General features: G+C 69.2%; 26 protein-coding genes. 10 read left to right on the top strand and 16 right to left on the bottom strand.

Features of this window, described 5'->3' with window-relative positions; all coding sequences use genetic code 11:
* Positions 1 to 189 precede the first annotated feature (189 nt).
* Positions 190 to 330, bottom strand: coding sequence for a hypothetical protein (locus ACWD04_RS27990; RefSeq protein WP_451136496.1), 141 nt, complete (start codon positions 328 to 330; stop codon positions 190 to 192).
* Between the two features lie 279 nt (positions 331 to 609).
* Positions 610 to 777: a hypothetical protein gene (locus tag ACWD04_RS27985; RefSeq protein WP_451136494.1), complete on the bottom strand. Its 168-nt coding sequence runs from the start codon at positions 775 to 777 to the stop codon at positions 610 to 612.
* 21 nt (positions 778 to 798) lie between these two features.
* Between ACWD04_RS27985 and ACWD04_RS27980 the strand changes: the two genes are divergently transcribed.
* Positions 799 to 1,416, top strand: a complete 618-nt coding sequence (locus tag ACWD04_RS27980) for a substrate-binding domain-containing protein (RefSeq protein WP_451136492.1) — start codon at positions 799 to 801, stop codon at positions 1,414 to 1,416.
* 197 nt (positions 1,417 to 1,613) lie between these two features.
* Here the strand turns inward: ACWD04_RS27980 and ACWD04_RS27975 are convergent, their stop codons facing one another.
* From ACWD04_RS27975 to ACWD04_RS27935, 9 genes are all read right to left on the bottom strand, one after another.
* Positions 1,614 to 2,261: a bifunctional 4-hydroxy-2-oxoglutarate aldolase/2-dehydro-3-deoxy-phosphogluconate aldolase gene (locus ACWD04_RS27975; protein WP_451136490.1), complete on the bottom strand. Its 648-nt coding sequence runs from the start codon at positions 2,259 to 2,261 to the stop codon at positions 1,614 to 1,616.
* Positions 2,262 to 2,278: 17 nt separating this feature from the next.
* A complete protein-coding gene (locus ACWD04_RS27970) occupies positions 2,279 to 2,596 on the bottom strand; it encodes an HPr family phosphocarrier protein (protein WP_451136488.1) in 318 nt (105 codons plus the stop codon).
* 35 nt (positions 2,597 to 2,631) lie between these two features.
* Entirely contained in the window at positions 2,632 to 3,732 is a 1,101-nt protein-coding gene (locus tag ACWD04_RS27965) for a DgaE family pyridoxal phosphate-dependent ammonia lyase (protein WP_451136486.1), read from the bottom strand.
* A gap of 69 nt (positions 3,733 to 3,801) precedes the next feature.
* Positions 3,802 to 4,515 (bottom strand): DUF4310 family protein, encoded by a 714-nt coding sequence (locus tag ACWD04_RS27960; RefSeq protein ID WP_451136484.1) that lies wholly within the window; start codon positions 4,513 to 4,515, stop codon positions 3,802 to 3,804.
* Between the two features lie 13 nt (positions 4,516 to 4,528).
* Positions 4,529 to 5,317, bottom strand: a complete 789-nt coding sequence (locus tag ACWD04_RS27955) for a DUF4311 domain-containing protein (protein WP_451136482.1) — start codon at positions 5,315 to 5,317, stop codon at positions 4,529 to 4,531.
* Positions 5,318 to 5,453: 136 nt separating this feature from the next.
* Complete coding sequence (locus tag ACWD04_RS27950) at positions 5,454 to 5,789, bottom strand: DUF4312 family protein (protein WP_451136480.1); 336 nt, start codon at positions 5,787 to 5,789, stop codon at positions 5,454 to 5,456.
* Complete coding sequence (locus tag ACWD04_RS27945) at positions 5,786 to 6,169, bottom strand: SFCGS family glycine-rich protein (protein WP_451136478.1); 384 nt, start codon at positions 6,167 to 6,169, stop codon at positions 5,786 to 5,788. The genes ACWD04_RS27950 and ACWD04_RS27945 overlap by 4 nt, the downstream gene beginning before the upstream one ends.
* A gap of 47 nt (positions 6,170 to 6,216) precedes the next feature.
* A complete protein-coding gene (locus ACWD04_RS27940) occupies positions 6,217 to 6,627 on the bottom strand; it encodes a hypothetical protein (RefSeq protein ID WP_451136476.1) in 411 nt (136 codons plus the stop codon).
* On the bottom strand, positions 6,624 to 7,811 hold the full coding sequence (locus ACWD04_RS27935) for an amidohydrolase/deacetylase family metallohydrolase (protein ID WP_451136474.1): 1,188 nt from the start codon (positions 7,809 to 7,811) through the stop codon (positions 6,624 to 6,626). Before ACWD04_RS27935 ends, ACWD04_RS27940 begins: the two co-directional genes overlap by 4 nt.
* 133 nt (positions 7,812 to 7,944) lie before the next feature.
* Between ACWD04_RS27935 and ACWD04_RS27930 the strand changes: the two genes are divergently transcribed.
* Entirely contained in the window at positions 7,945 to 8,721 is a 777-nt protein-coding gene (locus ACWD04_RS27930; RefSeq protein ID WP_451136472.1) for an IclR family transcriptional regulator, read from the top strand.
* A gap of 195 nt (positions 8,722 to 8,916) precedes the next feature.
* Here ACWD04_RS27930 and ACWD04_RS27925 read toward each other — a convergent pair whose 3' ends face one another.
* Positions 8,917 to 10,101, bottom strand: coding sequence for an MFS transporter (locus ACWD04_RS27925; RefSeq protein ID WP_451136470.1), 1,185 nt, complete (start codon positions 10,099 to 10,101; stop codon positions 8,917 to 8,919).
* A gap of 118 nt (positions 10,102 to 10,219) precedes the next feature.
* Here ACWD04_RS27925 and ACWD04_RS27920 point away from each other — a divergent pair, with 118 nt between their 5' ends.
* From ACWD04_RS27920 to ACWD04_RS27895, 6 genes are all read left to right on the top strand, one after another.
* Complete coding sequence (locus tag ACWD04_RS27920) at positions 10,220 to 11,083, top strand: helix-turn-helix domain-containing protein (protein WP_451136468.1); 864 nt, start codon at positions 10,220 to 10,222, stop codon at positions 11,081 to 11,083.
* Between the two features lie 389 nt (positions 11,084 to 11,472).
* Entirely contained in the window at positions 11,473 to 12,153 is a 681-nt protein-coding gene (locus ACWD04_RS27915; RefSeq protein WP_451136466.1) for an urease subunit gamma, read from the top strand.
* A gap of 5 nt (positions 12,154 to 12,158) precedes the next feature.
* A complete protein-coding gene (locus ACWD04_RS27910) occupies positions 12,159 to 14,147 on the top strand; it encodes an urease subunit alpha (protein WP_451136529.1) in 1,989 nt (662 codons plus the stop codon).
* Between the two features lie 60 nt (positions 14,148 to 14,207).
* A complete protein-coding gene (locus ACWD04_RS27905; protein ID WP_451136464.1) occupies positions 14,208 to 14,882 on the top strand; it encodes an urease accessory protein UreF in 675 nt (224 codons plus the stop codon).
* Positions 14,883 to 14,925: 43 nt separating this feature from the next.
* Positions 14,926 to 15,627: an urease accessory protein UreG gene (gene ureG, locus ACWD04_RS27900; RefSeq protein ID WP_451136462.1), complete on the top strand. Its 702-nt coding sequence runs from the start codon at positions 14,926 to 14,928 to the stop codon at positions 15,625 to 15,627.
* A complete protein-coding gene (locus ACWD04_RS27895) occupies positions 15,624 to 16,433 on the top strand; it encodes an urease accessory protein UreD (RefSeq protein ID WP_451136460.1) in 810 nt (269 codons plus the stop codon). Before ureG ends, ACWD04_RS27895 begins: the two co-directional genes overlap by 4 nt.
* A 22-nt stretch (positions 16,434 to 16,455) precedes the next feature.
* On the opposite strand, the gene ACWD04_RS27890 is transcribed toward ACWD04_RS27895, so the two are convergent.
* From ACWD04_RS27890 to manD, 4 genes are all read right to left on the bottom strand, one after another.
* The gene (locus tag ACWD04_RS27890) at positions 16,456 to 17,571 is read right to left on the bottom strand and encodes an L-idonate 5-dehydrogenase (protein WP_451136458.1); all 1,116 of its coding nucleotides are present in this window, start codon (positions 17,569 to 17,571) and stop codon (positions 16,456 to 16,458) included.
* A complete protein-coding gene (locus tag ACWD04_RS27885) occupies positions 17,568 to 18,962 on the bottom strand; it encodes an MFS transporter (protein ID WP_451136456.1) in 1,395 nt (464 codons plus the stop codon). Before ACWD04_RS27885 ends, ACWD04_RS27890 begins: the two co-directional genes overlap by 4 nt.
* 65 nt (positions 18,963 to 19,027) lie before the next feature.
* The gene (locus ACWD04_RS27880; RefSeq protein WP_451136454.1) at positions 19,028 to 20,473 is read right to left on the bottom strand and encodes a mannitol dehydrogenase family protein; all 1,446 of its coding nucleotides are present in this window, start codon (positions 20,471 to 20,473) and stop codon (positions 19,028 to 19,030) included.
* A gap of 5 nt (positions 20,474 to 20,478) precedes the next feature.
* Positions 20,479 to 21,687 (bottom strand): D-mannonate dehydratase ManD, encoded by a 1,209-nt coding sequence (gene manD, locus ACWD04_RS27875; protein WP_451136452.1) that lies wholly within the window; start codon positions 21,685 to 21,687, stop codon positions 20,479 to 20,481.
* Positions 21,688 to 21,912: 225 nt separating this feature from the next.
* On the opposite strand from manD, the gene ACWD04_RS27870 reads away from it, so the two are divergent.
* Positions 21,913 to 22,626 (top strand): GntR family transcriptional regulator, encoded by a 714-nt coding sequence (locus ACWD04_RS27870; protein WP_451136450.1) that lies wholly within the window; start codon positions 21,913 to 21,915, stop codon positions 22,624 to 22,626.
* Positions 22,627 to 22,772: 146 nt separating this feature from the next.
* Positions 22,773 to 23,228, top strand: coding sequence for a Rieske (2Fe-2S) protein (locus ACWD04_RS27865; protein WP_451136448.1), 456 nt, complete (start codon positions 22,773 to 22,775; stop codon positions 23,226 to 23,228).
* The last annotated feature ends 68 nt before the right edge of the window (positions 23,229 to 23,296 follow it).

Raw genomic sequence — 23,296 nt, 5'->3', positions numbered from 1 at the left:
AATCCGGCCAACCCACGACCGACCTAAGCGAAGAATGAGGTCCGATGGCGCCGAAGTTAACTTTCGACGGCCACTCTGCGTCAAAGCAAGGGTCCTGATCACGCCAACCGGCTATTCGGGAAAAGGCCGTCGCGTGCCTGTGATCCTGGCGGATATCCGCGCGGGACCCGCCCTCACCGGAACGGACCGTCAACCGAGCCCTGACCGCGGCACGGGGCACCGGTCGAGTTGGGAGCGGTCGCCACGCCGGATGCCGTCGACCGCCGGACACCACTCCTTGCCCAGGCCGCCGGTCCGCTCCACGAGGTACACCAAGGGAGACTTGATCACGACACCACTTCGCGCACGCGAACTCGCCGACCACATCCTCGGCGCCGAGCTGGTCACGTGGGACTGCGGGCACGCCATTGCCGCCGAACGGCCGGTCGAGTGGGGGGTCGCCACAACCCAGTTCCTGGCCGGGCTGCACAGTGAGCGCCGGTACCCGGTCGGAGCAGCGGCAGCGGAGGCCGGCACCGCCGAGCACGACAAGCGAGCGCCCGTGGAACGTTCCCGGTTCCACGGGCGCAGCGGCGTGCGGCGTGCGGCGTGCGGCGTGCGGCCAATCCTTCAGAGTTTTCCGTCGGCCGGGGCACGGTCGGCTCCGGCGGTCACCAGGGCTCCGACAGCGAGCGCGGCACCCAGCCACATCACCGCCTTGATGCCGACTCCGTCGGCGGCGAGTCCGCCGAGCAGCGCACCCAGAGCGATGGCTCCGTTGAAGACTCCGACGAACAACGAGGAGGCGCCCTCACGCGCTTGGGGGCTGAAGCCAGGATGGACGCCATCGCGCTCTTCCAGAACAGGCACCCCGACTGCGCCACCGAGATCGTCGAGGTTCCGTTCTCCGACCCCTTCGGACCGGTCTACCGTGGCGAAGTCGACACCGCGGTGGTCCTCATGCCGGTCGAGGAGAACGAACTCGTCCTCGGACAGGTCTTTTCCAGACAACCGCAAACGCTCGCGCTGTCCTCCCGGCACCCCTTCGCGAAGCGCGACAGTCTGAGTGCCGAGGATCTCGCCTCCTGCCCGCTCATCAGCGTCCATGGCGCCGCGCCGGAGTACTGGCGCCGCGCGCACGCCCCGAGCATCACCCCCGAGAGACGCGCCATTCCCGCCGGACCCACGGTGAGTACGCTGCAGGAGGGCCTGGCCCTCGTACAGGCGGACCGCGGCGCCATGCTGCTCTGCTACCTCACGAAACCGAGCGCACACGCGCCTTCTCGCATGCTCTCGCAACCGTTGCGGACATCCCGGCCGACGGCCCTTCGCCCGCTTGACCGCACCGACGGCATCCAGCCCGGTCGGGCGGCGAACCGGCCGGAGAAGGGCCGGTCAAGAGCCGGAGTGACCGGAACCCGGCCGCGCCGCTCCTGACCGGACGATGACACCCTGCCGGCCTACCGTTCCAGCTCTGCCCCGCAGTCCGTTTCTCACCCGCCCTGGAACGAGACGGGGGGCCGGAACGCTTCCCCCCGTGAGGTCCGCACACCGCGCATCCGACCCGGCCCCGAGGCCGACAGGGTCGCAGGATCACGTGAACGTGCAGGTCAGGAGCGGTGTGCCTCGCCGCTTTATCCGCCGGTCAGTGCCTCTTGGCCCTCGAGGCACGCCCGCAGGCGCGCGACGTTGGCCCCGACGTCGCCTCCCCGGTAGAGGTCGCTGCCGATGCTGGCCGTGAAGGCGCCCGCCGCCAGCCAGTCGACGGCGTTGGCCACCGTCACCCCGCCGGTGGCCATGATGCGGGCGCCGGGGAGTACCGCCAGCAGCGACTTGAGGTACTGGATTCCGCCGACGTGTGCCGGGAAGAGCTTGGCCACTCCCCGGTTCGCAGCGGTACGCAATTCGGACGGGGTCAGGCCCCCTTCGACGAAGAGTCGGTCTGCGGCGTCGGCAACCGGCCGCACCTCGGGCACCTGAAATGGGCTGACCAGGAAGCGAGCTCCGGCGGTCAGCGCCTGCTCGGCGATGTGCGTCGATGTGACGGTACCGAGGCCGACCATGGCATCCGGGTGATCGGAGGTCCACCCGGCGACCAGCGCCTGCCAGCCCGGTGTGGTGGCGGTGAACTCGAAGGTGGTGACCCCCGCGGCCAGAAGTTCGCGGGCTACCGCGTCGGCAGCGTCGGCGTCGGCGGCTCGCACCGTCGGTACGATGCGGGCCTCTCGCAGTTGCTCGACGACATCGTGCACAGCAGGAGTCAACGACGTGGACACAGGCATGGACATGAGTATCCGTTTCAGGCGGGGACGGGCGCGGCGATGGCTGCGAGGGCGTCGACGACTTCGGGACCGTCCGCGCCCCGAGCCCGGATGACAATTTCGTCGCCGCACCGGATGTTGAGGGTCATCAGCGACAGGACACTGCGCGCGGACACCTCGCGGCCGGGATCGAGCCGGTCGGCGGGAGACGCTGAACGCGCCACGGTCACCTCGGCCTCGTAACGTGCGGCGGTCTGCGCGAAGAGCGCCGCCGGGCGGGCGTGCAGACCGGCTTCTTCGGTCACGACGAGTCGGCGTTCTACGGTAGGAATGTCCTGCTCCTTATGGTTGGACATGATTCATGAACACTCGGTGAGACACGCGAACCACGTCAGGCGACGTTGAGTATCGAGGTGAACCGGCGCACCAACTGCTCTTCCTCGTCAGTCGTGATGGGGCGAGGATCGATGGCCAGGCGTCCGGTCTCCGCCTGGTGGTCACGCAGGAAGACCGGGGGGTCGCCCGCTGCCAGCTCTCGAGCCAGTCCGTGCGCGTCACGTCCGGCCTGCGAGGGGTCGACGGTCAGCACGGCACGGTAGATATGGCGTCCGGCTTCGTCCTGCTCCACCGTCCCGGTGACTCCGGGCAAGTTCCCAAGCCTGCGGGCGAGTCGGGTCATCCGGTCCCGGCCACCGTCGCCGGCCTGTTCGTCGCCGTACTGCCGCAGGGCTTGCAGCAGCCCGAGTACGGTTTCCTTGCCGACCTTCATCGGCCGTGCGATACCGGTGTACTGGGCTCGACACGACTCGATCAGCGCGTGAGCGCCACAGATGAACCCGGAGGTCGGTCCGCCGATCGCCTTGCCTCCGCTGAAGACCACCAGGTCGGCTCCGGTGGCCGGCCAGTGGCGCAGGTCGTCCTCGGCCGCGGCGTCGACGATGACCGGGATGCCGTGTCGCTTTCCGATCGCGATCATTTCGGTGAGCGGGATCTGCCCCTTGTGCACGGTGTGGTGCGACTGGACGAACAGCAGGGCCGCAGTGCGCTCGGTGATGGAGCTCTCCAGGTGGGCGGCGCTCACTTTGTTCACCGAGCCGACTTCCGTCGCGCGACCGCCGCCGAGAGCGATCATCTGCCGCACCGAAGCTCCGAAGTTGACGGAGTGCCCCTTCAACAGAAGCACTTCGCACGGCCGCCCACCTGCGTCGGGCAGCCTCTCGACATGGGCGGGATCCGAGCCGGCGATCACTGCGGCGACAGCTATGGCTATGCCCGATGCGGCTCCCGTGGTGGGGCAGCCGTCCTCGGCACCGGTGGCCTCCGCGATGACCCGGCCTGCGACGCGCAGCAGATCTTCCATCACCACATGGCTGCGGGCGGCCTCGCCCATCGCGGCCACGACGGCGTCGTCCAGGACGCTGCCTCCCAACGCGGTCATCTTTCCGCTGGCGTTGATGGCGGGCTTCAGCCCGAGTTCTTCGTACACACCCATGAGAGAGCTCTCCTCGGTTTCGTCGTACGGGATGTCATGCCGACCGGGCCGGGGCGAAGAAGGCCCGGATCACTTGCCGGAGAGCGGGAAGAAGACCCCAGCTGCCATCGCGCCGAGGATGGCGCCGCCGGTCAGCGGCTTCTTCCACCAGTAGAAGAGGATGGCCCCGATGGTCGATCCGAGGCCGACGGGGATCGACGCGGCCGCCGCGGCGAGAATGACGAGGGGACCCAGGTAGCGTCCGGCCGCGTTACCAGCGCCCATCATCACGTCGGCGCCGAAGGTCGATCCGGCTTCCGCCGAGTTGACGGTGGCCCTGCGGATCAGCAGGACCAGCCAACCGATGGCGAGTCCGATGACGGCACCGGTGGGGAGGGCGATCCAGAAGTGTTCGAGCGGGGCGGTTATCCCGCCGGCCAGCAGCATGGCGGGGATGCCGATTCCGACGCCTGTCTGCAGCGAGCCGCCGATGTCGAGGATGCCGACCATCGGGGCCTCGATGATCCTGGCGAACAGGAAGCCCGCGCCGAATGCCGCGGCGGCGCCGTAGCTGCCGCTCTCCATACCGGCCTTGAGGAGCGCCACGACCGCTACCTCGTTGAACACGCCGGTCTGGTAGGTGTAGTAGAGGTGGGTGCCGGCGAAGATGCCGGAGGCGAGGGCGGCAACGAAGAGAGGGAAAGCCTTTTCGGAGAGCCAGAAACCGCCTTCCCATGGTTTGGGGTGCCGGCCGTTCTCGCCGCCCCCGGTGACGTCGTCGACGCCGATATCCGTGGTACTCACGTCAGTGCCTCCTTCACTTCGCTGCTGTGCCGGTCGTCTCGTGCAACTCGTGCAGCCAGTCGGGAACGGTGATCTTCATTTCCTGGAGCAGTTGCATGTCGACGCCCCGCAGGAAGGAACTGACCAGGAAGAGCAGGATGACCGCGGTGACCAGGCTCTTGGTGACGCGGTTCCAGCCCATGTCGTCCAGCCCCTTGCCGACGACGATGCCGAGCACGATGCCGGGGACCGCGTTGCCCATGACGATGTGGGCCAGGCCGCCGAGAACCGTGCCCCATCCCCCGGTACGCCGTCCGGCGTCGATCGCGGCCATCCAGAAGATGACCGGCATCACCGGACTGAGCAGCCACTCGGAGGCGGGTCCGAGTACATCGGCGGCCACACTCTGCAGTGAGTGCGGAATGGCCGCAGCAGTGGTGTTGAGGACGGAGATCAGGACGATGCCGACACCGGCGCCGGTGAAGGCCATTCGTCGCGGGTTGTGCAGGGTCTCGGCGAGATTGCGGTTCTTGATCATCGCGACCGAGGCTGCCCAGTGCGGCAGGATCCGATGGTCCACGTCACCGGAGAGCGCGCCCGCTCCGACGGTGCTGGCCCAGGCGTTGAAGAAGAATCCGAACCCGAAGGAGAAGTGCGCGATCGGGTCGTTCTCGCAGGCATTGAGCTCGCCGAGGGTACGGAATGCTCCCATGCCCTGGGCTTTCGGCGCATGGAACATGCGGGCGACACCGGCGCCGGCGCCGAAGCCGACGAGCGCCCCGATGACGATCGACTCCAGCAGAACGGTGAGTGTTTCGTTCATGGATGAGTCCACTTCAGAGGGACATCAGAGTCCTCGAATGAGGGTTTCGAGGCATGGCGGGGCCTCGGCCCGACTAGGACCAGGGCCCGGCAGTGAGCGGACCCGCCGGGCCGCCTTGTCGGAAGTGCGGAGGCCTTTACCTCATGTGCAGCAGATGCTGCGTGGCAGTCAGCTTTTCCTCGCGTACGGCGAAGTCGACACTGTCGAGGTCGAGTGAGGTGACACGCACTCGCACCCGTACGGTGATCTCGAAGTGGACTCGCCTCCTGGCGAACAGCATTCCGAGGAAGCGTTCGGTTCGGCGGTGTTCGGCGGCCGACAGCACCTCGAGGGACAGGGGCTCGACCCGGAAGGTGATGCCTTCGCCCTCACCGGTCGCCGCGGACTGCACCTGGCGCATCGCGGCCCCGAAGGCCCGTTCCTTCGTCGGTCCGGTCCCGGTCAGCCGCAGCGTTTGTTCCGAGGTGTTCATGAGGCTTCTCCCGCCTCGGAGTTCAGCTCTCTCAGCAGTGCTTGCGCGATTTTGAATCCGAGCTCCTCGGTGTCGATGAAGCCGAAGCCGAGGACTCGTTTGCCCTGCCGGACAGCGGTGACACCGGCTTCCGCGGTGCGCATGCCGAACTCGATGCTGTGCCCGTACTTCGCCTTGGCCGTCACCGCACCGGCGCCGCCGCTGCCACAGAAGCTGAGGCCGAGCACCGCGCCTTCCGAAGCCATGACGTCACCGACCTTCATGTCGGCGCCCGGCCCTGGTATCAGCACGGCCTCGAGTCCGGCCTTCCGAATTCCTTCGGCGACGGCCTGGCCCTTGCCGAGCCGATTACCGATGACGATCTTCACAGTGTCTGACATGGTGTTCTTTCCTGTCTGATGGGCGCTTTGCCGCTGTCCGCGTGCGTTCAGACGCTGCGACCAGGACCCGGCGAATCTTCTTGGAGGGCCGCCTCGAAGTGCAGCGTGAGGAGCAGCACCTCCGTGTCACTGACGGTGTGCGCGCGATCGGCGCAGTAGTCGTTGAGCAGCTTCCTGACCCCCGCGAACAGTTCTTCACCGACCTCGTCGTAGAGGGCTTGGTCGAGCTCCGGCGGGTACTCGTGGACGCGCACCCGCCGCACGAAAGCGAGGCCGTGTGCGGCCAGGGCCAGCTTGCGGACGTCGTTCAACGCGATACCCCGGTCGCTCGCGTAGCGGTCGGCGACGGTCAGGAACTCCTCCGCGTCGGTCGCTTCGGGTTCGGCGATGTGCGTGTCCTCAGCCAACAGTGTCAGCAGCCGGCGCGGGTGAGCGGAGTTCGGGGGGATGCCGGTCATGCGGTGGCCTTTCGGATGTCATGCATGACGCCGGCCCGTACCGCGGCCACCGGTGTGAGCAGCCACTCGGACGTACGTGTCATGCCTTCGGCGTCCACGAGGCCGACAGCGCCTTCGGCCCGTTTCAGAAGGGTGATGTCCGCGACCGAGCCGGCCTCCAGGGTTCCCAGAACTCCGGCGAGGCCGATGGACTCGGCGGCGGCCGAAGTGGTGGCTCGTACGACCTCGTTGAGGTTGAGGCCCACGGCGAGCAGTTTGGTCATGGTGGTGGTGAGGCTGTGTACCGGGCCATCTGTGTTCTCCAGGTGGATATCGGTGCTGATGGTGTGTGGCCTGATCCCGACCGCAAGTGCGCGCTCCATGGTGTCGAAGGCGAAGCTGGCACTACCGTGTCCGACATCGAAGCGGACTCCGCGCCCCAGAGCCCTGAGCGCCTGCGGAATGGGCCCTCCCCCGGCGGCCGGGAAGAGCCCGGCGGGCTTTCCGTGGAAGGCGTGTGTGACGACGTCGCCCGCTTCGAGCAGGTCGAGCACGTCACCGAGGGCGGGGGGAGCGTTGCCGACATGCACCATGACGGGAAACGGGCGGCCTGTGGCGGCCGCGATCTCGGCGGTGATTCGCTTGGCCGCGCGCAGTGGTTCCAGGCCGTTGCCGCCCACTACCGAGCGGCTCATCCTCACTTTTACGCCACGGATGGTTTCCGGGTCGCTCAGAATCGTCCGTACCGTCGCGACACGCTGGATGTCGTCACTTCCGGCGAGTTCCCTGGTGCCCTTGGTCAGGCCGTGCCGCGAGAGATTGAGCCAGCTCAGGACGCGAGTGTCGCTGGGCACGACAACGGTTTCGCCGAAGTCGGCGAAGGAGTCGGACCCCGCGCTGCCGGCGTCCACGAGGGTGGTGACGCCTGATGCGAGGCCGACCCTGTCGGCCCCCACACCCAGGCCGGTCCGACCCTCGTAGATGTGTGTATGGATGTCGATGAGCCCCGGTGCGACCAGCAACCCTCGAGCGTCGAAGAACCGCACACAACGGCTGTCGGCGCTGCCGGGGGCCACGACGGCTTCGACGCGGCCCCCGCGGACGGCGATATCGCGGCCGACAGGCGCGGCCCGCCCGGGATCGACCAGGAGACCACCACCGATCACCAGGTCGTACGGGTCCAACTCATCGTGAGATGCCGACATGAACAACCGCCTTGTGCTTGGCATATGGGGCTCGTCGGACGACCGGGCACCCCTCACCCGCGTTCCGTAGGATAGATTGCCCTTCCGGAGCGCGGACTCGAGTGACGTTAGCTGAGAGGCAACGGGAGAAACAATGGATACTGACGGGACAGTTTCCGGAACACGTGCCGCGGGGGGTGCCGGCAACTCCGTAGCCAAGACGCTGCGCGTGCTGGACGCGCTGGCACATCCGGATGCGCCGCATCGGCTCGGAGAGATCGGTGAACGCTCAGGAGTCTCCAAGGCAAGCGCCCATCGCATCCTCGGCACACTGATCGCGGAGGGCTACGCGACACCGGAAGGCGAAGGCCGCTACGGAATCGGTGTCCGATTGCAGGCGATGGCCGCACGAGTGTTGTCCGAGGACTCCGTCGGTATCGGGGCAGTGCTACGGACGTTGCAGCATCGGCTGGGCCAGACCGTTCATCTCGCGGTCCTCAACGGCGACTACGCGACCTACACCCACAAAGTCGACCCAGGCCGGGCATACCGCATCGCGACCGAGGTCGGCATGCGCCTGCCCCTGCACGCGACCGCCGCCGGCCTGGCCCTGCTGTCCCATCTGCCGGATCCGGAATCCGCGGCCCTGCTGGACGCCACGGCACTGACCGCTCAGACGGCGAAGACGGTGACCGACCGGCGGACGCTGGAGAAGCGACTGGCGTCGGCACACGCCGACGGTTACGCGACCGACTACGAGGAGCACGAGCATTCGATCTGTTCGCTGGCGGCTCCGGTACTCGACGGGGAGGGATACCCGGTGGGCGCCGTCTCCGTTTCCGCACTCACCTTCCTGGTGAGCCCCGAGGAGCTGCGAGCCTTCGCTCCCGAGGTACAGCAGGCCGCTTCCGACGTGGCCAAGCGTCTCTGAAAGTCCGTCGCCACGACTCGGCGACCGGCGTCTGCCGGCAGCGGCCGGGCCTTCGTGGCGAAAGGCGGGCCCGTTCGGCGCGTTCTCGCTCCGACCGAAGGCCGGCCCCGGCCTCGGCCACGAGAACAAATGTCCGGCGCCGAGTGCCTGGGGCCTTGCGAGAGACCCGAGTACGTGACCCGGGAAATGACCGGTTCAGGCCCGCCGCACCCCCGCATTGCCCCGCGGTACGGTCCGGCGGGCGTTGTGCCGGTGGGTGAGCAGGAAGACGATCAGCCCGAGCAGGGTCATGGAGGCGCCGACCAGAGCCAGCCCCGGGTAGTGGCGGGTGTGGCTCAGGGCGAGGCCGCCGACTGCGGAGCCGAGGGCGACGCCTCCGTTGAACGAGGCGGCCGCGAGAGCGGAGACCAGGGCGGACGCGGTGCCGGCGACGTGCAGGACGTAGGACTGCAGCGGGGGCACCATGCCGAAGCCCGCGCCGCCGAGCAGCACCAGAAGAACCGGTACGGCGGGCAGAACCGAGCCCAGTGCCCACAGGGCGAGCAGTCCGACGATGAGGAGGCCGAGGATGACGATCACCGTGCGGGACACCGAGCGGTCGGCGTAGCGGCCGCCGAGGGCGTTACCGGCGATGAGGCCCGCGCCGAACAGGAGCAGCAGCCAGGTCACGGAGCCGGCGGACACGCCGGTGACGGTGGTCAGGTACGGGGCTATGTAGGTGTAGACGACGAACAGGCCGCCGTAGCTGAGCGCGATGGCGAGAAACACGGTCCAGAGCGCTCCGCTGCGCAGGACGCCGAAGCCGCGGTCCTCGCCCGCGCCGTCGCCGCCCGCGGGTGTGCTGGGCAGGAGCAGCCACAGGGCGAGGGCACCGATGCCGGCGAGTGCCGAGACGACCCAGAAGGCCGACTCCCAGCCGGCTGCGCGTCCGACGATGTTGCCGATGGGGACGCCGATCACGTTGGAGACGGTGAATCCGGTGAAGACCACGGCGATGGCCATGGCGCGCCGGGTGGGGGCGACCATGCCGCTGGAGATGGTGATCGCGATACCGAGGAAGCCGCCCAGCATCGCTCCGGCGAGGGCGCGGGAGAGGGACAGCACGAGCAGGCTGCCGGTGAGGGCGGTGATGGCGTTGGCGATCAGGAAGATGAGGGCGAGACCGGTCACGAGGGGCTTGCGGGAGAGGCGGAGAGTGGCGGCGGCGACGAGCGGGCCGCCGATCATCGCGCCGAGCGCGAAGCTGGTGGTCACCCAGCCGGCCTGGGATACCGAAACCCCGAGATCGTCACTGATGAGGGGCAGCAGACCGTTGGGGACGAGTTCGGCTGTTCCCAGGGCGAAGGCGGTCAGGGCGAGAGCGAGGATGGGCAGAGGCATGCTCCCGATCGTGAAAGATGCACAGGGCAGCTACCAGATCCCGCTCTTTGCCCCCCTCGGGAAGGGTGGCACCGGCAGGGATATGGTCGCGTCCAGGCACACCGCATACGGTTGATATATGAATGATCCTGGTGATCTGGCCGTTTTCCTCCGGGCGAAGCGGGCCGCCCTCTCGCCGGAAGCGACCCCCATGAACGGGTTCGGTGTCCGCCGACGGGTGCCTGGCCTGCGGCGGGAAGAGGTAGCGCAGCTGGCCGGGGTCAGCGTCACGTACTACACGCGCCTGGAACAGGGTCACAGCCGCCACGCCTCCGACGAGGTCCTGCTGGCCCTGGCCCGTGCGCTGCAGTTGTCCGTCACCGAGACCGAGCACCTGCTGGACCTGGCGCGGGCCAAGCGCACTCCCGCCGCAGGCGCGGAGTCCGGCCCGGAAAGCGCCGGCCCGAACGCGCGGACCTTGCTGTCCCTGGTCGCCGCGCGCCCTGCGGTCATCCTCGGCCGACGCAACGACGTCCTGGCCTGGAACGACCTCGGGCACGCGCTGATCGCCCCGCACCTGAGCGCCGACGCCCCCGATCGTCCGGACGCCCGGCCTTCCTTGCCCCGCCTGCTCTTCCTCGACCCCCGGGCCCGCGCCCTGTACCGGGACTGGGGCCAGGAAGCCGCGGACTACGTCGCCTACCTGCGGCTGATCAGCGGGAAGTACAGGGATGACGAGGCCCTGACCCGCATGATCGGTGAGCTGTGCGTCCATGACGACGCCTTCGCCGCCCTGTGGGCCTCAGGGCGCGTCGGCGAATGCGTCGCCGGCACCAAACGCATGACGCATCCCGGCGCCGGAGAGATCACCGTCGACTTCCAGCTCTGGGCCCAGGCGGACCGGCCCGACCAGCGCATAGAGATATACGAACTGCGCGACGACCCCGACGGGACGCGCACCCGCGCGCTGCTGGACACCCCTGCGGCTCACCCGCTCAGGTAGCGGGGCCGGGCGGCACGTGGACGGACCCGACACCGTCGAGAACCCCGAGGTCACCGCCTGAGGACGGGCCCTCCGACGGCGTCCCGTCGCAGCTCCGAGCGGCGCCGCTCGGAACGGTGGGAGCGTAGGTGGCGGCTACTAAGCCCCGCACGGCGTCATCGCTTTCGAATATTCCGCTGAAATCACTCATCCGGGTACCGTGTGACCGGTACGTCACTTTCGCCCTCCCCGCTGTGATCATGATGTCGCTCGTCGGATCGGGGCTGGGCGGCCGAAGGTGGATCTGTGTGTGGCCACGTCCCCGAGCGGCCCCAGGGCAGGAGCCCTGGACAGGGAACGAACGCAGGGAAGTGGCTGTGCATCTGACACCCCATGAACAAGAGCGCCTGATGATGCATGTGGCGGCGGACGTCGCGGAGAAGCGGCGGGCCCGCGGAGTGCTGTTGAATTACCCGGAGACGATGGCGCTGCTGATCGTGCACGTCCTCGAGGGGGCCAGGGACGGCAGGACCGTCGCCGACCTCATGTCCTCCGGACGGAAGGTGCTGTCCCGGGAGGAAGTCATGGAGGGCGTCCCGGAGATGATCGAGAACGTACAGGTCGAGGCGACGTTCCCCGACGGTACGAAGCTGGTCACCATCCACGGTCCCTTCCCCGAAGCAGGCCAGGACGAAGAGCCCGTCGTCAGCCCGGGGAAGGTGCACTTCTCGACGCGGAAGGGAGACGGAGTGGTCGTCTTCAACGAGCGCAACAGGCAGCTGGGCCAGGTCACAGAGCTGACGGTCAGCAACCCCACCGATCGTCCCGTCCAAGTCGGTTCCCACTATCACTTCGCCGAGGCCAACGACGGGCTGGAGTTCGCCCGCGAGCAGGCATGGGGCAAGCGTCTGAACGTCCCCGCCGGCAGTTCCGTACGTTTCGAGCCCGGCATCACCGAAGACGTCCAGCTCGTGCCCATCGAAGGCGACCGTGTGGTTCACGGTCTGCGGGGCAAGGTCAACGGCCTGCCGGAGAAGGTCAAGGGATCGCTCGACGACGTCAAGGGATCGTTCGACGGTGAGCGGGTGTGAACTCCATGACTCGGTGTCCCGACTGTTCCTGCTGCCAGGGCGAGCCGACGCCCTTCGACCCGTTGACCCGCGCCGCCTACGCGGACCGGTACGGCCCGACGACCCGCGACCGTATCCGGCTCGCCGACACGGCACTGCAGATCAAGATCGAGGACGACTGGTCGGGAGGCCCCGGACGGAGCGGTAACGAGATGGTCTTCGGCGGCGGCAAGGTGATCCGTGAGTCGATGGGCCAGTCCGTCGTACCGCGCGACCCCGGCCGGGGCGGGGCCGACAGGTCTGCCGGTCCCGCTGTGGCGGTCCCCCCGGACACCGTCATCACCGGCGCCGTGGTCCTGGACCACTGGGGCATCGTCAAGACCGATGTCGCCATCCGGAACGGCAACATCGTCGCGCTCGGCAAGGCGTACAACCCCGAGACCATGAACCCTCTGCACGAGGGAGCCGCCCCGCACAACGGCATCGGCCCCGAGCCCACCGACTTCGTCATCGGCCCGGACACCGAGGTCATCGCGGGCAAGGGCAGAATCCTCACCGCCGGCGGGATCGACACCCACGTCCACTTCATCTGCCCTGACCAGGTCGATGAGGCGCTCGCCGCGGGTGTCACCACGCTCATCGGCGGCGGTACGGGGCCGGCGGAGGGCAGCACGGCCACCACCGTGACACCGGGGTCCTGGCACATCGACCGCATGTTTGAGGCCCTGGACGGCTTCCCGGTCAACATCGGGCTCCTCGGCAAGGGCGCCACCATGTCGAAGGAGTCCATGCTCGACCAGGTGGACGCCGGCGTCCTCGGACTCAAGATCCACGAGGACTGGGGTGCCACCCCGGCCGTCATCAGGAAGTGCCTGGAGGTCTGCGAGGAGACCGGGGTCCAGCTCGCGCTCCATGCCGACTCGTTGAACGAGGCCGGCTTCGTCCAGGACACCATCGACGCCATCGACGGCCGCTCCATCCACATCTTTCACGTCGAAGGGGCCGGAGGCGGCCACGCCCCCGACATGATCAAGATGGTGAGCGAGCCGAACGTCCTGCCCGCCTCCACCAACCCCACCCGGCCCCTGACCGTCAACACGGTCAAAGAGCACTTCGACATGGTGATGGTCTGCCATCACCTCAACCCGAAGGTCGAGGAGGACCTGGCCTTCGCGGACTCCCGTATCCGGCCCTCCACGATGGCCGCCGAGGACATCCTCCATGATCTCGGCGCCATCTCGATCATGTCCTCGGACGCCCAGGCCATGGGCCGCATCGGAGAAATGATCATGCGGACCTGGCAGACCGCGCACGTCATGAAGGCACGCCGCGGCTTCCTGGAGGAGGACCAGCCGCTGGACAGGGCGACGGCCGAGCCGAAGGGCAAGAAGGCGCAGGACAAGACAACGGCGCCCACGACACCGGTGGACGCGACGCCGGAGGCCGAGCCGCCTCTCGCCGACAATCGGCGCGCCCGCCGTTACGTCGCGAAGTACACCATCAACCCGGCGTTGGCCCAGGGCATCGACGCCGTCGTGGGGTCGGTGGAGACCGGCAAACTGGCCGACCTGGTCCTGTGGGAGCCGAAGTTCTTCGGTGTCAAACCGCACCTGGTCATCAAGGGCGGACAGATCGCGTACGCGCAGGTGGGCGACGCCAACGCGTCCATTCCCACCCCCCAGCCCGTCCTGCCCCGCCCCATGTGGGGAGCCACCGGCCTGGCACCAGGCTCCCTCTCCTACAACTTCGTCACCGAGCGGGCCGTCAAGAAGGGCTTGACCAAGGGCCGCAAGCTGAACAAGCAGTTCAGGGCCATCAAGGACACGCGCTCCGTCACGAAGGCCGACATGAAGGAGAACAGCGCCACTCCTGATGTCCGTATCGACCCCGACACCTACGACGTCATTGTCGGCGGGGCGAAGGTGACGGACGTGACGACATTCGTCGACGGCCAGATCGTCGACCGTGCTTACGTCACCGAACTCCCCATGGCCCAGCGGTACTTCCTCTTCTGACAGACGAGCTCGGCACCGCATCACCTGAGCCGTGGGAAACATGAGGGAGAGGAACGAACGATGAACTGTGCCGCGCTGCTCGTCCTGGCCGACGGCCGGTTCCCCGCCGGAGGGCACGCGCACTCCGGCGGGGCCGAAGCGGCCGTGGCGGCGGGCCGCATCAGGGACGCGGCCTCACTGGAGGCCTTCTGCCGGGGACGTCTGCACACCGCCGGCCTGGTCGCGGCGGCACTGGCCGCCGCAGCCGCCGCGGGGCACGATCCGCTGGTCCTGGACCGGGCCGCGGACGCCCGCACCCCGGTACAGGCGCTGCGGACCACCGCCCGCAAACTCGGACGGCAGATGATACGAGCGGCCCGCGCCACCTGGCCGTCAGCCGAACTCGACGCGCTCGCGGCGGCCCGGCCGCAGGGCGCGCACCAGCCCGTGGTGCTGGGCCTGGCCGCCCGGTCGGCCGGGCTGACCCCCCTGGACGCCTCCTACGCGGCGGTGTACGACACCGTCAGCGGCCCGACCACGGCAACGGTTCGCCTGCTGAGCCTTGACCCGTTCGACGCCACCGCCGTCCTGGCCCGCCTGGCCCCGGACCTCGACCGGGTCGCCGCAACAGCCACGACATCGGCCCGGCGCGTCCCCGAAGAGGGCACCACCGCACTGCCCGCTGCCTCCGCGCCACTGCTGGACATCGCCGCACAGCAGCACGCCGCCTGGCCGGTGCGCCTTTTCGCCTCCTGACCGCCCGTCACGAGAAGCACGAGACTCAACGCAAGGAAGCCGTATGCACCTCGGTCACGAGCTCGATGAGCAGTTCCCCCACCGGCACACCTACAGTGCCGTCGGCCACCAGCGTCCCGACGGCAGCCGACGCGCCCTGCGTATCGGACTGGGCGGACCGGTCGGCTCGGGAAAGACCGCCACTGTCGCCGCGCTGTGCCGGGCGCTGCGCACCGAAGTGTCCATCGCGGTGGTCACCAACGACATCTACACCCGTGAGGACGCCGACTTCCTGCTCCGGGAGGCGGTCCTGCCGCCCGAGCGGATCAAGGCCGTCGAGACGGGCGCCTGCCCGCACACCGCCATCCGCGACGACATCTCCGCCAACCTCGAAGCCGTCGAGGACCTGGAGGAGGAGGTCGGTTGCCTCGATCTGATCCTGGTGGAATCCGGCGGCGACAACCTGACCGCGACCTTCTCCAGAGGACTGGTGGACAGCCAGATCTTCGTCATCGACGTGGCCGGTGGCGACGACATCCCCCGCAAGGGCGGCCCCGGTGTCACCACCGCCGACCTCCTCGTGGTCAACAAGACCGACCTCGCCCCCTACGTCGGCTCCGACCTCGATGCCATGGCCCACGACGCCGGAGCCCAGCGCGGCGAGCTCCCCGTCGCCTTCACTTCCCTGAAGGAGGAGGGCGGCGTCAAACCGGTTGCCGACTGGGTCCGCGAGCGCCTCACCGACTGGACCGCGGGCCCCTCATGACCCTCACCAGCAAACACGCGACGGAGACCGCGCAGTACACACCTGCAACAGGCGTACGGGCAACGGCCCGCATCACCGCGGTCGCCAGGGGCGGCACCACCGTCCTGCCCGTCCTGGACGGAGACGGCCCCTTCGAACTCCGGCGCCTACGCGCACGCGGCACCGAGGCACGCGTGTGCATCATCGGCGCCATGAGCGCCCCCCTCGGCGGCGACCGTCTGCGCATCGAAGTCACCGCACAGCAGGGGGCAGGACTCCACATCACGTCCGCCGCCGCGACCCTTGCCTTGAAAGGCCCCACCACGGCCCCCGCCACCTACGACGTACACCTGACCGTGGAAGAGCACGCGGAGCTCCGCTGGCGGCCCAGACCGTTGATCTGCGCGGCCGACAGCAATCTGCGCCAGACCTGGACCATCGATCTCGCCCCCACCGCACGGCTCGTCCTGCGCGAAGAGCAAGTTCTGGGACGCACCGGCGAACCACCCGGCCATGTGACCACCCGGCTCACCGTCCGACGCTGCGGGCAGGTACTCCTCGACCAGGAAGCCGAATACGGCCCTGGCGCACCCGGCTGGGACAGCCCAGCGGTCCTCGCCGGATACCGCGCGACCGGGCAGATCCTCCTCGTCGATCCCGCCTTCGAGGAGAATCCGCCCGACGTCCACGTCCTCGTCGGCCCACCGGAGGACGGCCAAGCCGTCCTCACCCCGCTCCCGGGGCCCGCTGTGCTCATCACCGCGGTCGCCCCCGACGGCCTCCGCCTGCGCCACCTCCTGAACACTGTGCGGAGCCACGTCCCGTGAGTAAGCGGCGGCGGGCGGTGTCTCATGCTTCGGACAGGCGCAGCATGACCTTGCTGCTGCCGGCGGCCGGGTCGGCGGCGACCGCCAGCGCCTCCTCCGCGCGCGCCAGCGGGAAGCGGTGGGTGATCAGCGGGGTCAGGTCCAGTCCTTCCTGCAGGGCGAGCAGGGCGTCGTCCATCTCCTCGACGAAACGGTACGACCCGATCCAGGTGATCTCGCGGGTCACCAGGTCACCGAGGACCGCCGAGGCGGCCGCCCCCGGCAGGTTCCCGACCTGGACGAGCGTGCCGCCCCGTGCCGTGGCTCGCAGTACCGGGCCCAGGGCGGCCGGGGCGCCGGATGCCTCGAAGACCACCTCCATGTCCTGCGGCAGGACGTCGCCCCGCGCCAGGTCCCGGGTCTCGTCGGCGCCCATGGCGCGGGCCACGGCGAGGGCGGGCGCCGACAGGTCCGCGGCGATGACGGTGCCCGCTCCCCGGTGTCTGGCAGCGGCCACGACGAGGGAGCCGATCGGGCCGGCGCCGTTGACCAGGACGGTCCGGCCACGCAGGTCGGGGACCCGCCCGACTGCGTGCAGGGCGACGGCCAACGGCTCGGCCAGGGCGCCTTGCTCGGTACTCACTCCGGCCGGCAGAGGCCGGATCTGCTCCGCGCGGACCGTCCGGTATTCGCTGAACCCACCGTCGGTGTGCGGGGTGAAGGCCGCCGAGCCGAAGTAACGGATGTGTGGATAGAGGTTGGTACGGTCGGCGATCCGCTCCGGCAGCACCCCGTCGCCGACGAGCCGGGCCGGGTGGACGGTCACGGGCGTTCCTTCGCCGAGACCCGTGACACCGGGGCCGAGCGCGGCGATCCGGCCCGCGACCTCGTGCCCGAGCACCAGGGGATGCGAGAGCGCGGCCGTGCCGGAGGCCCCCTTCCTCCAGTAGGCGATGTCGGATCCGCAGATTCCGCCCCACTCCATGGCCAGGAGCACCTCTCCCGTGCCCGGCACGGGCCGGATCCTCTCGTCGACACGCAGATCACCCGGTCCGTGCACCACGACGGCCCGCATACGCCTCTCGCCGGCCTTTGCACGCGTACGGTATTCCTCACCGGCTGCCGCACTCGTGCGGTCTTCTCCAGCAACGGCGGTCATACGGCGTCCTCCAGGCGGACCAGGTCGCGTCCGCGGGTCTCCGGCGCGAGAAACGCGCTGACGAAGGTGATGAGCGAGTAGACGACGAGCATCGCCGCGATGGGCCACCAGCTGCCGGTCAAGGCCGTGAGTGCGGCCGCCAGTACGGGGCCGATCGCGGTGGCGAGGATGCCGCCGATCTCCTTGGCGAGCGCGAGCTGGGTGAATCGGGTCCGGGAGCCGAAGAGTTCCGCCATCGTCACGCTCTCCAGCGAGAACAGTCCGAGGACTCCGACGTTCAGACCGAGCACCATGCCTATCATCACCGCCGGTGTCGAGCCGGAACTGATCAGGAACATCACCGGGAAGGCGATGACGACGGTCAGCAGGCTGAGTGTCAGGTAGAGCACGCGCCGTCCGAAGCGGTCCCCGAGCAGGCCCACGACCGGCACGGTGGCGAAGCCCAACAGGGAGCCGTACACGATCGCGTCCGTCGGGACGGACCGGCCGACGGCGAGCTCGGTGGCGATGTAGCCGACGAGGAAGGTCTGGATCAGCCCCGAGTTGCCCGCCTGGCCGAAGCGCAGTCCCAGCGCGATGAAGAAGGCCCGGCCCTTACGTTGCCGGATGCCGGCCGCCAGGACGTCGCCGTGCCCGCGGTCGGCGTCCGCGATGACGGACTCCACCTCGTCCCGGGCCAGCGCCACTCCGTCCACCACATCGGGGCGTTCCTCGAAGACAGGGCTCTCCTTGAGCCCTCGGCGCAGCCAGACGGCGAAGAACATCAGTCCGAAGCTGAGCAGGAAGGGCAGCCGCCAGCCCCAGGACAGCAACTGCTCCTCTGTGAGCACGGCGAGCAGAACCGCCCACAGGCCCGAGGCGGCGAGTGTCCCTGAGTTGGTACCGAGCGAGACCAGCGAGGCGACCAGACCGCGTCGGCGGACAGGGGCGTACTCGACGAGCAGTACGGTCGCCCCTGCGATCTCGGCGCCGGCACCGAACCCCTGCACCAGCCGGAGCACGACGAGCAGGATCGGCGCGAGGATGCCGATGGTGGCGTAGGTGGGCAGGGCGCCGATCAGGGTGGTGGAAGCGCCCATCATCAGGACGGTGAGGTAGAGGACCCGCTTGCGGCCGATCCGGTCCCCCATCCGCCCGAAATAGACGGCGCCCGCGAGCCGGGCCACGTATCCCACCCCGTAAGTGGCCATCGCGGCGATGAGACCGATGGCGGGACTGACGTCGGGAAAGAAGATCTTGTTGAACACGATCGCCGCGGCCAGCGAGTAGAGCTGGAAATCCATGAACTCCATGGCCGTGCCCAGCCAGCCCGAGACTGCGGCTCGGGTCAGGTCACCCGTGGTGCGCTGCGCGGGGCGCTTCTGCTCCGCGGCGACAGCACTTTCCTTCATCGTGAACTCCGTTGTTCGGGGACTTCGAGCGGTGTAGGGGACGAAAGCCGTCCGCAGCCGACGGCTCAGATCTCGACTCGGCCGGCGCGCAGTGCAGGCAGCCGGTCCGCGACAGCGGCGGTAAGGGCATCGTCATCGGCCAGATCCGCCGCGCCGACGACGCGCAACAGCGCGCGTACCGTCTCCGCGGGCCGGACCGGAGCCGACCAGCAGGTGGCGAGCGCGTCGGCGGCGGGGTCGGTGAGGGCGGCGGCTCCGGGGTGCGTGCCGTGCGCCCAGGCGGCAAGGGCCAGTTCGAGGACCGGAGTGGCCGCTCCGCGTCCGCGCAGCTCGCGCAGAGCGGGCAGCCAGCGCTCCGCGATCTTCAGCGAGCCGTCGGAGCCGATCTGCCGCAGAAGGTGGTGCATCGTGGGATTACGGAAGCGTCCGACGAGGTCATCGGCATAGCCGACCGGATCGGGGCCCCCGGCGGGGAGGGTCGCGGCGACCTCCGCGCACAGGCCGCGAACGACGCTCTCGCCCCAGTCCGCCGCCATTGTGCCTGCGATCGTGGCACACCCCACGGCGAGGCCCAGATGAGCGAGCGCAGAGTGCGAGCCGTTCAGCAGCCGCAGCTTGGTGAGCTGGTACGGCGTGACGTCCGGCACGAACAGGGCGCCGTCCCGCTCCCAGGGCGGCCTTGGCGCGATGAAGGAGTCCTCCAGAACCCACTGGCGGTAAGGCTCCCCGGCCACAGGCAGGGCGTCGTGCACACCCAGCGCGGCGGAGGCCGTCGTCAGGTCGGCCTCACCGAGCGCGGGCACGATCCGGTCCACGACGGTCGCGGGGAAGGCCACGGTCCCGGCCAACCGGTCGAGCACCTCGTCGCGATCCGGCCAGGCCGAAGCCCGGACGAAGTCGCGGACGACCCGGCCCAGTACGTCGCCGTTGCCCGCCATGTTGTCGCACGACACGACGCTGACCGGCGGTGCTCCGGCCCTCGTCCGGCCGGCCAGCCCGGCGGCCAGCCGGCCCACCACCGTGGTGAGGGGGCCGCCTGGGCCCGTCGCGAGATCCGCGGCCACGGGCGGTGCCGATATGTCGAGCCCGCCGCTCGAAGGGGACCGGTGATAGCCCTTCTCCGTGACGGTCAGGGTTACCACGGTGACCTCCGGGTCGGTGAGCAGGGTATCGACGGCCTCGGCGTCGGGCCCCATGGTCAGGGCGTCGACGACCGCGCCCACGACGCGGCACACGCTGCCGCCCGGATGGCGTTCGGTGAGCGAGTAGAGGCAGTCCTGATCCCGCAGGGCGCGCACGGTCCCGGCCGAGCGGGGCGCGACGGCGGTGATGCCCCAGGGTTCACCGGAGCGGGCGGCGGCGTTCTCGGTGTACACCGCCTGATGGGCCCGGTGGAAGGCGCCGAGTCCGAAGTGCACGATGCGGGTGCGCAGTTCGGCCGGGTCGACGGCGGGGCGCAGGTCCGGTGCGATCCGGGACAGCGCCGTACGGTTCAGCGTAGGCAGGTTCATGGCGCTCACCAGTCGTGCACCGAGCCGTCGAGGCGGCGCGCGACCGGGAGGTAGCGCCGCTGGTAGGGGAAACGCTCGGCCGCCTTCTCGTCGTACTCCACACCGAGACCCGGTTCCTCCGACGGATGAAGCATGCCGTCGGCGAACGTGACGCCGCTGCGGAAGACCTCGGCGGCCTCCTCGGGGTGGCCCATGTACTCCTGGATGCCGAAGTTGGGCACGGTCACGTCGAGATGGACGGCGGCGGCCATACTGACCGGGGAGAGATCGGTCGCGCCGTGGGAACCGGTGCGTACCTGGTAGAGCGCGGCGAGGTCGAAGATCCGTCGCAGGTGGGTGATGCCGCCGGCGTGGGCGACGGTGGTGCGTACGTAGTCGATGAGCTGTCCGGTGATGAGGTGCTGGACGTCCCAGATGGAGTTCATGACCTCACCGACCGCGATCGGTGTGGTCGTGTGCTCACGGATCAGCCGGAAGGACTCCTGGTTCTCGGCCGGGGTCGGGTCCTCCATCCAGAAGAGCCGGCAGGCCTCGACGCTCTTGCCGAACCGTGCCGCCTCGATCGGGCTCAGCCGGTGATGGACGTCGTGCAGAAGGTGGAACCCGAAGCCGAAGCGTTCGCGCACCGCCTCCAGGTAGGTGGGTGCGAAGCCGAGGTACGCCTCCGTGTCCCAGGGCTGCTCGTCCGGCAGCTCGGTCGCGGCCGGCTCGTAGACCTTTCCCTTGCGGACGCCGTAGGTGCCGCCCACGTCGGGCACCGCGGCCTGGGCCCGGACGGCGCGGTAGCCCAGCTCCAGGTAGCGCTCGACGTCGTCGAGGAGTGAGGGGACGTCGGTGCCGCTGGCGTGCGAGTAGACCAGCACACCGTCCCGGGAACGCCCGCCGAGGAGCTGGTAGACGGGGAGCCCGGCGATCTTGCCCTTGATGTCCCAGAGCGCGGTGTCGACGGCGGAGACGGCTGTCATCGTCACGGGCCCACGGCGCCAGTACGCACCCTTGTACAGGTACTGCCACATGTCCTCGATGCGAGCGGGGTCCTTGCCGATCAGCAGCGGCACCACGTGGTCACGCAGATAGCTCGCCACGGCGAGCTCTCTGCCGTTGAGCGTGGCATCGCCGAGTCCGGTCACGCCGTCCGTGGTGGTGATGCGCAGTGTGACGAACGTACGCCCGGGGGAGGCGACCAGCACGTCGACGCGTTCGATCTTGCTCACGGGGTCTCCTTGCGGTGGCGGACGGGGCGGGAGGCCCGGTCGGGGCCCGGGGGTCCGGCCAGTCGGGCACGGCTGTCGTGCAGAGCTTGTATACAAGCACTTGTCGCGCAGACCGGCAAGAGTCCCGTCCCCTGGTGTTCAGCTCGTTCGTCACCGGCCGTTCCGTGGGCCGGCCGCCCTCGACCGTTGGTCGGGCTCGGTGCGACCGGTACGTAGGATGGGCGCATGGCTCAAGCGAACGGGCGGCGGACCGGCAGACACAGCATCTACCTGAAGCTGCGTCAGATGGTGCTGACCTTGGAACTCTCCCCCGGTGCCGCCCTGTCGGAGAACGAGCTCGCCGCCGCTCTGGGGGTGAGCCGCACCCCGGTGCGGGAGAGCCTGATCCTGCTGTCCCAGGAGGGGCTGGTGCAGGTCTTCCCGAAGGTCGGGTCGTTCGTGTCCCGCGTGGACCCGGCGCAGGTCGCCGACGCACAGTTCCTGCGGGAGGCCGTGGAGCTCGCCTCCCTGGACAACCTGCCGCCGCAGCTCGACCCGGCCGTCGTCGGCGAACTGCGGGACAATCTTGAGCGGCAGCAGCGTCCGGAGCTCGGTCTCGAGGAGTTCTTCGCACTCGATGAGGCGTTTCACCACGGCTTGATGCGTCTGAGCGGCCACGGCGACGTCTGGACCACGGTCGTCGCGGCCAAGGGACACCTGGACAGGGCTCGACGCCTCGGTCTGCACGAGAACGTGTCGCCGGCCGTCTTCACCGCCCAGCACCGGGAGATCTTCGAGGCTGTTACCGGCGGCCATGTTCCGCTGGCCCGCTCCCGCATGCGCGACCACCTGCGTGCGGTCTTCAACGACATCGAACGCATCCGCGCCCACTCCCCCGAACTGTTCGCCACTGGCTCCTCGACCGTGCCGGTACGGCGCAACGTCGTGGTCTGGGAGTGATTGCGCCCCCGTGCCCCCGGGCGAACCGCGGAGGCACGACCCCCTCCCGTCCGGTCGTTGTCCTGGCCGGGCGCCGCTGAACGTGCGGGGCCACCGGTGCGTATGTACTTCTGAGGTCTCGTCACTCCGTCGGAGGGAAAGTCGGCATGAGCGCATCACAGAGGAGCCAGGCCCGCTTCGGGCGCCGCACGGTCGTCGCGGCGGTCGGCGCGGTGGGAGCGGCCGCCGCTCTCACCGCGTGCGGAGGCTCGCAGGAGGCCTCAGGGTCGGACACGGTCCGGCCGTCCGAGGAGGGAGACGGCGCGATCGGCGACGGCTTGGCTCTCGCGAGGACGGCCGACATCCCCGAGGGCGGCGGGGTGGTCTTCGCGGACGAGGGCGTCGTGGTGACACAGCCCACGGCCGGCACGTTCAAGGCGTTCTCCTCGAAGTGCACCCATCAGGGGTGCGCGGTGAAGGGAATCGCTGACGGCGTCATCAACTGCCCCTGCCACAACAGTACGTTCGATGCCGCGACCGGTGAGGCGACCGGCGGCCCCGCGACCCTGCCACTGCCGGAGAAACAGATCCGGGTGGAGAACGGCTCCATCACCCTGGCGTGAGAGCCCCGGCCTGGCGTGAGAGCCCCAGCCTGACCGGACCATTGCGTGATCACGGACAAGGCTTCATG

The organism is Streptomyces sp. NPDC002911 (assembly GCF_053591835.1).
This window is presented reverse-complemented; position numbering and strand designations above follow the sequence as displayed.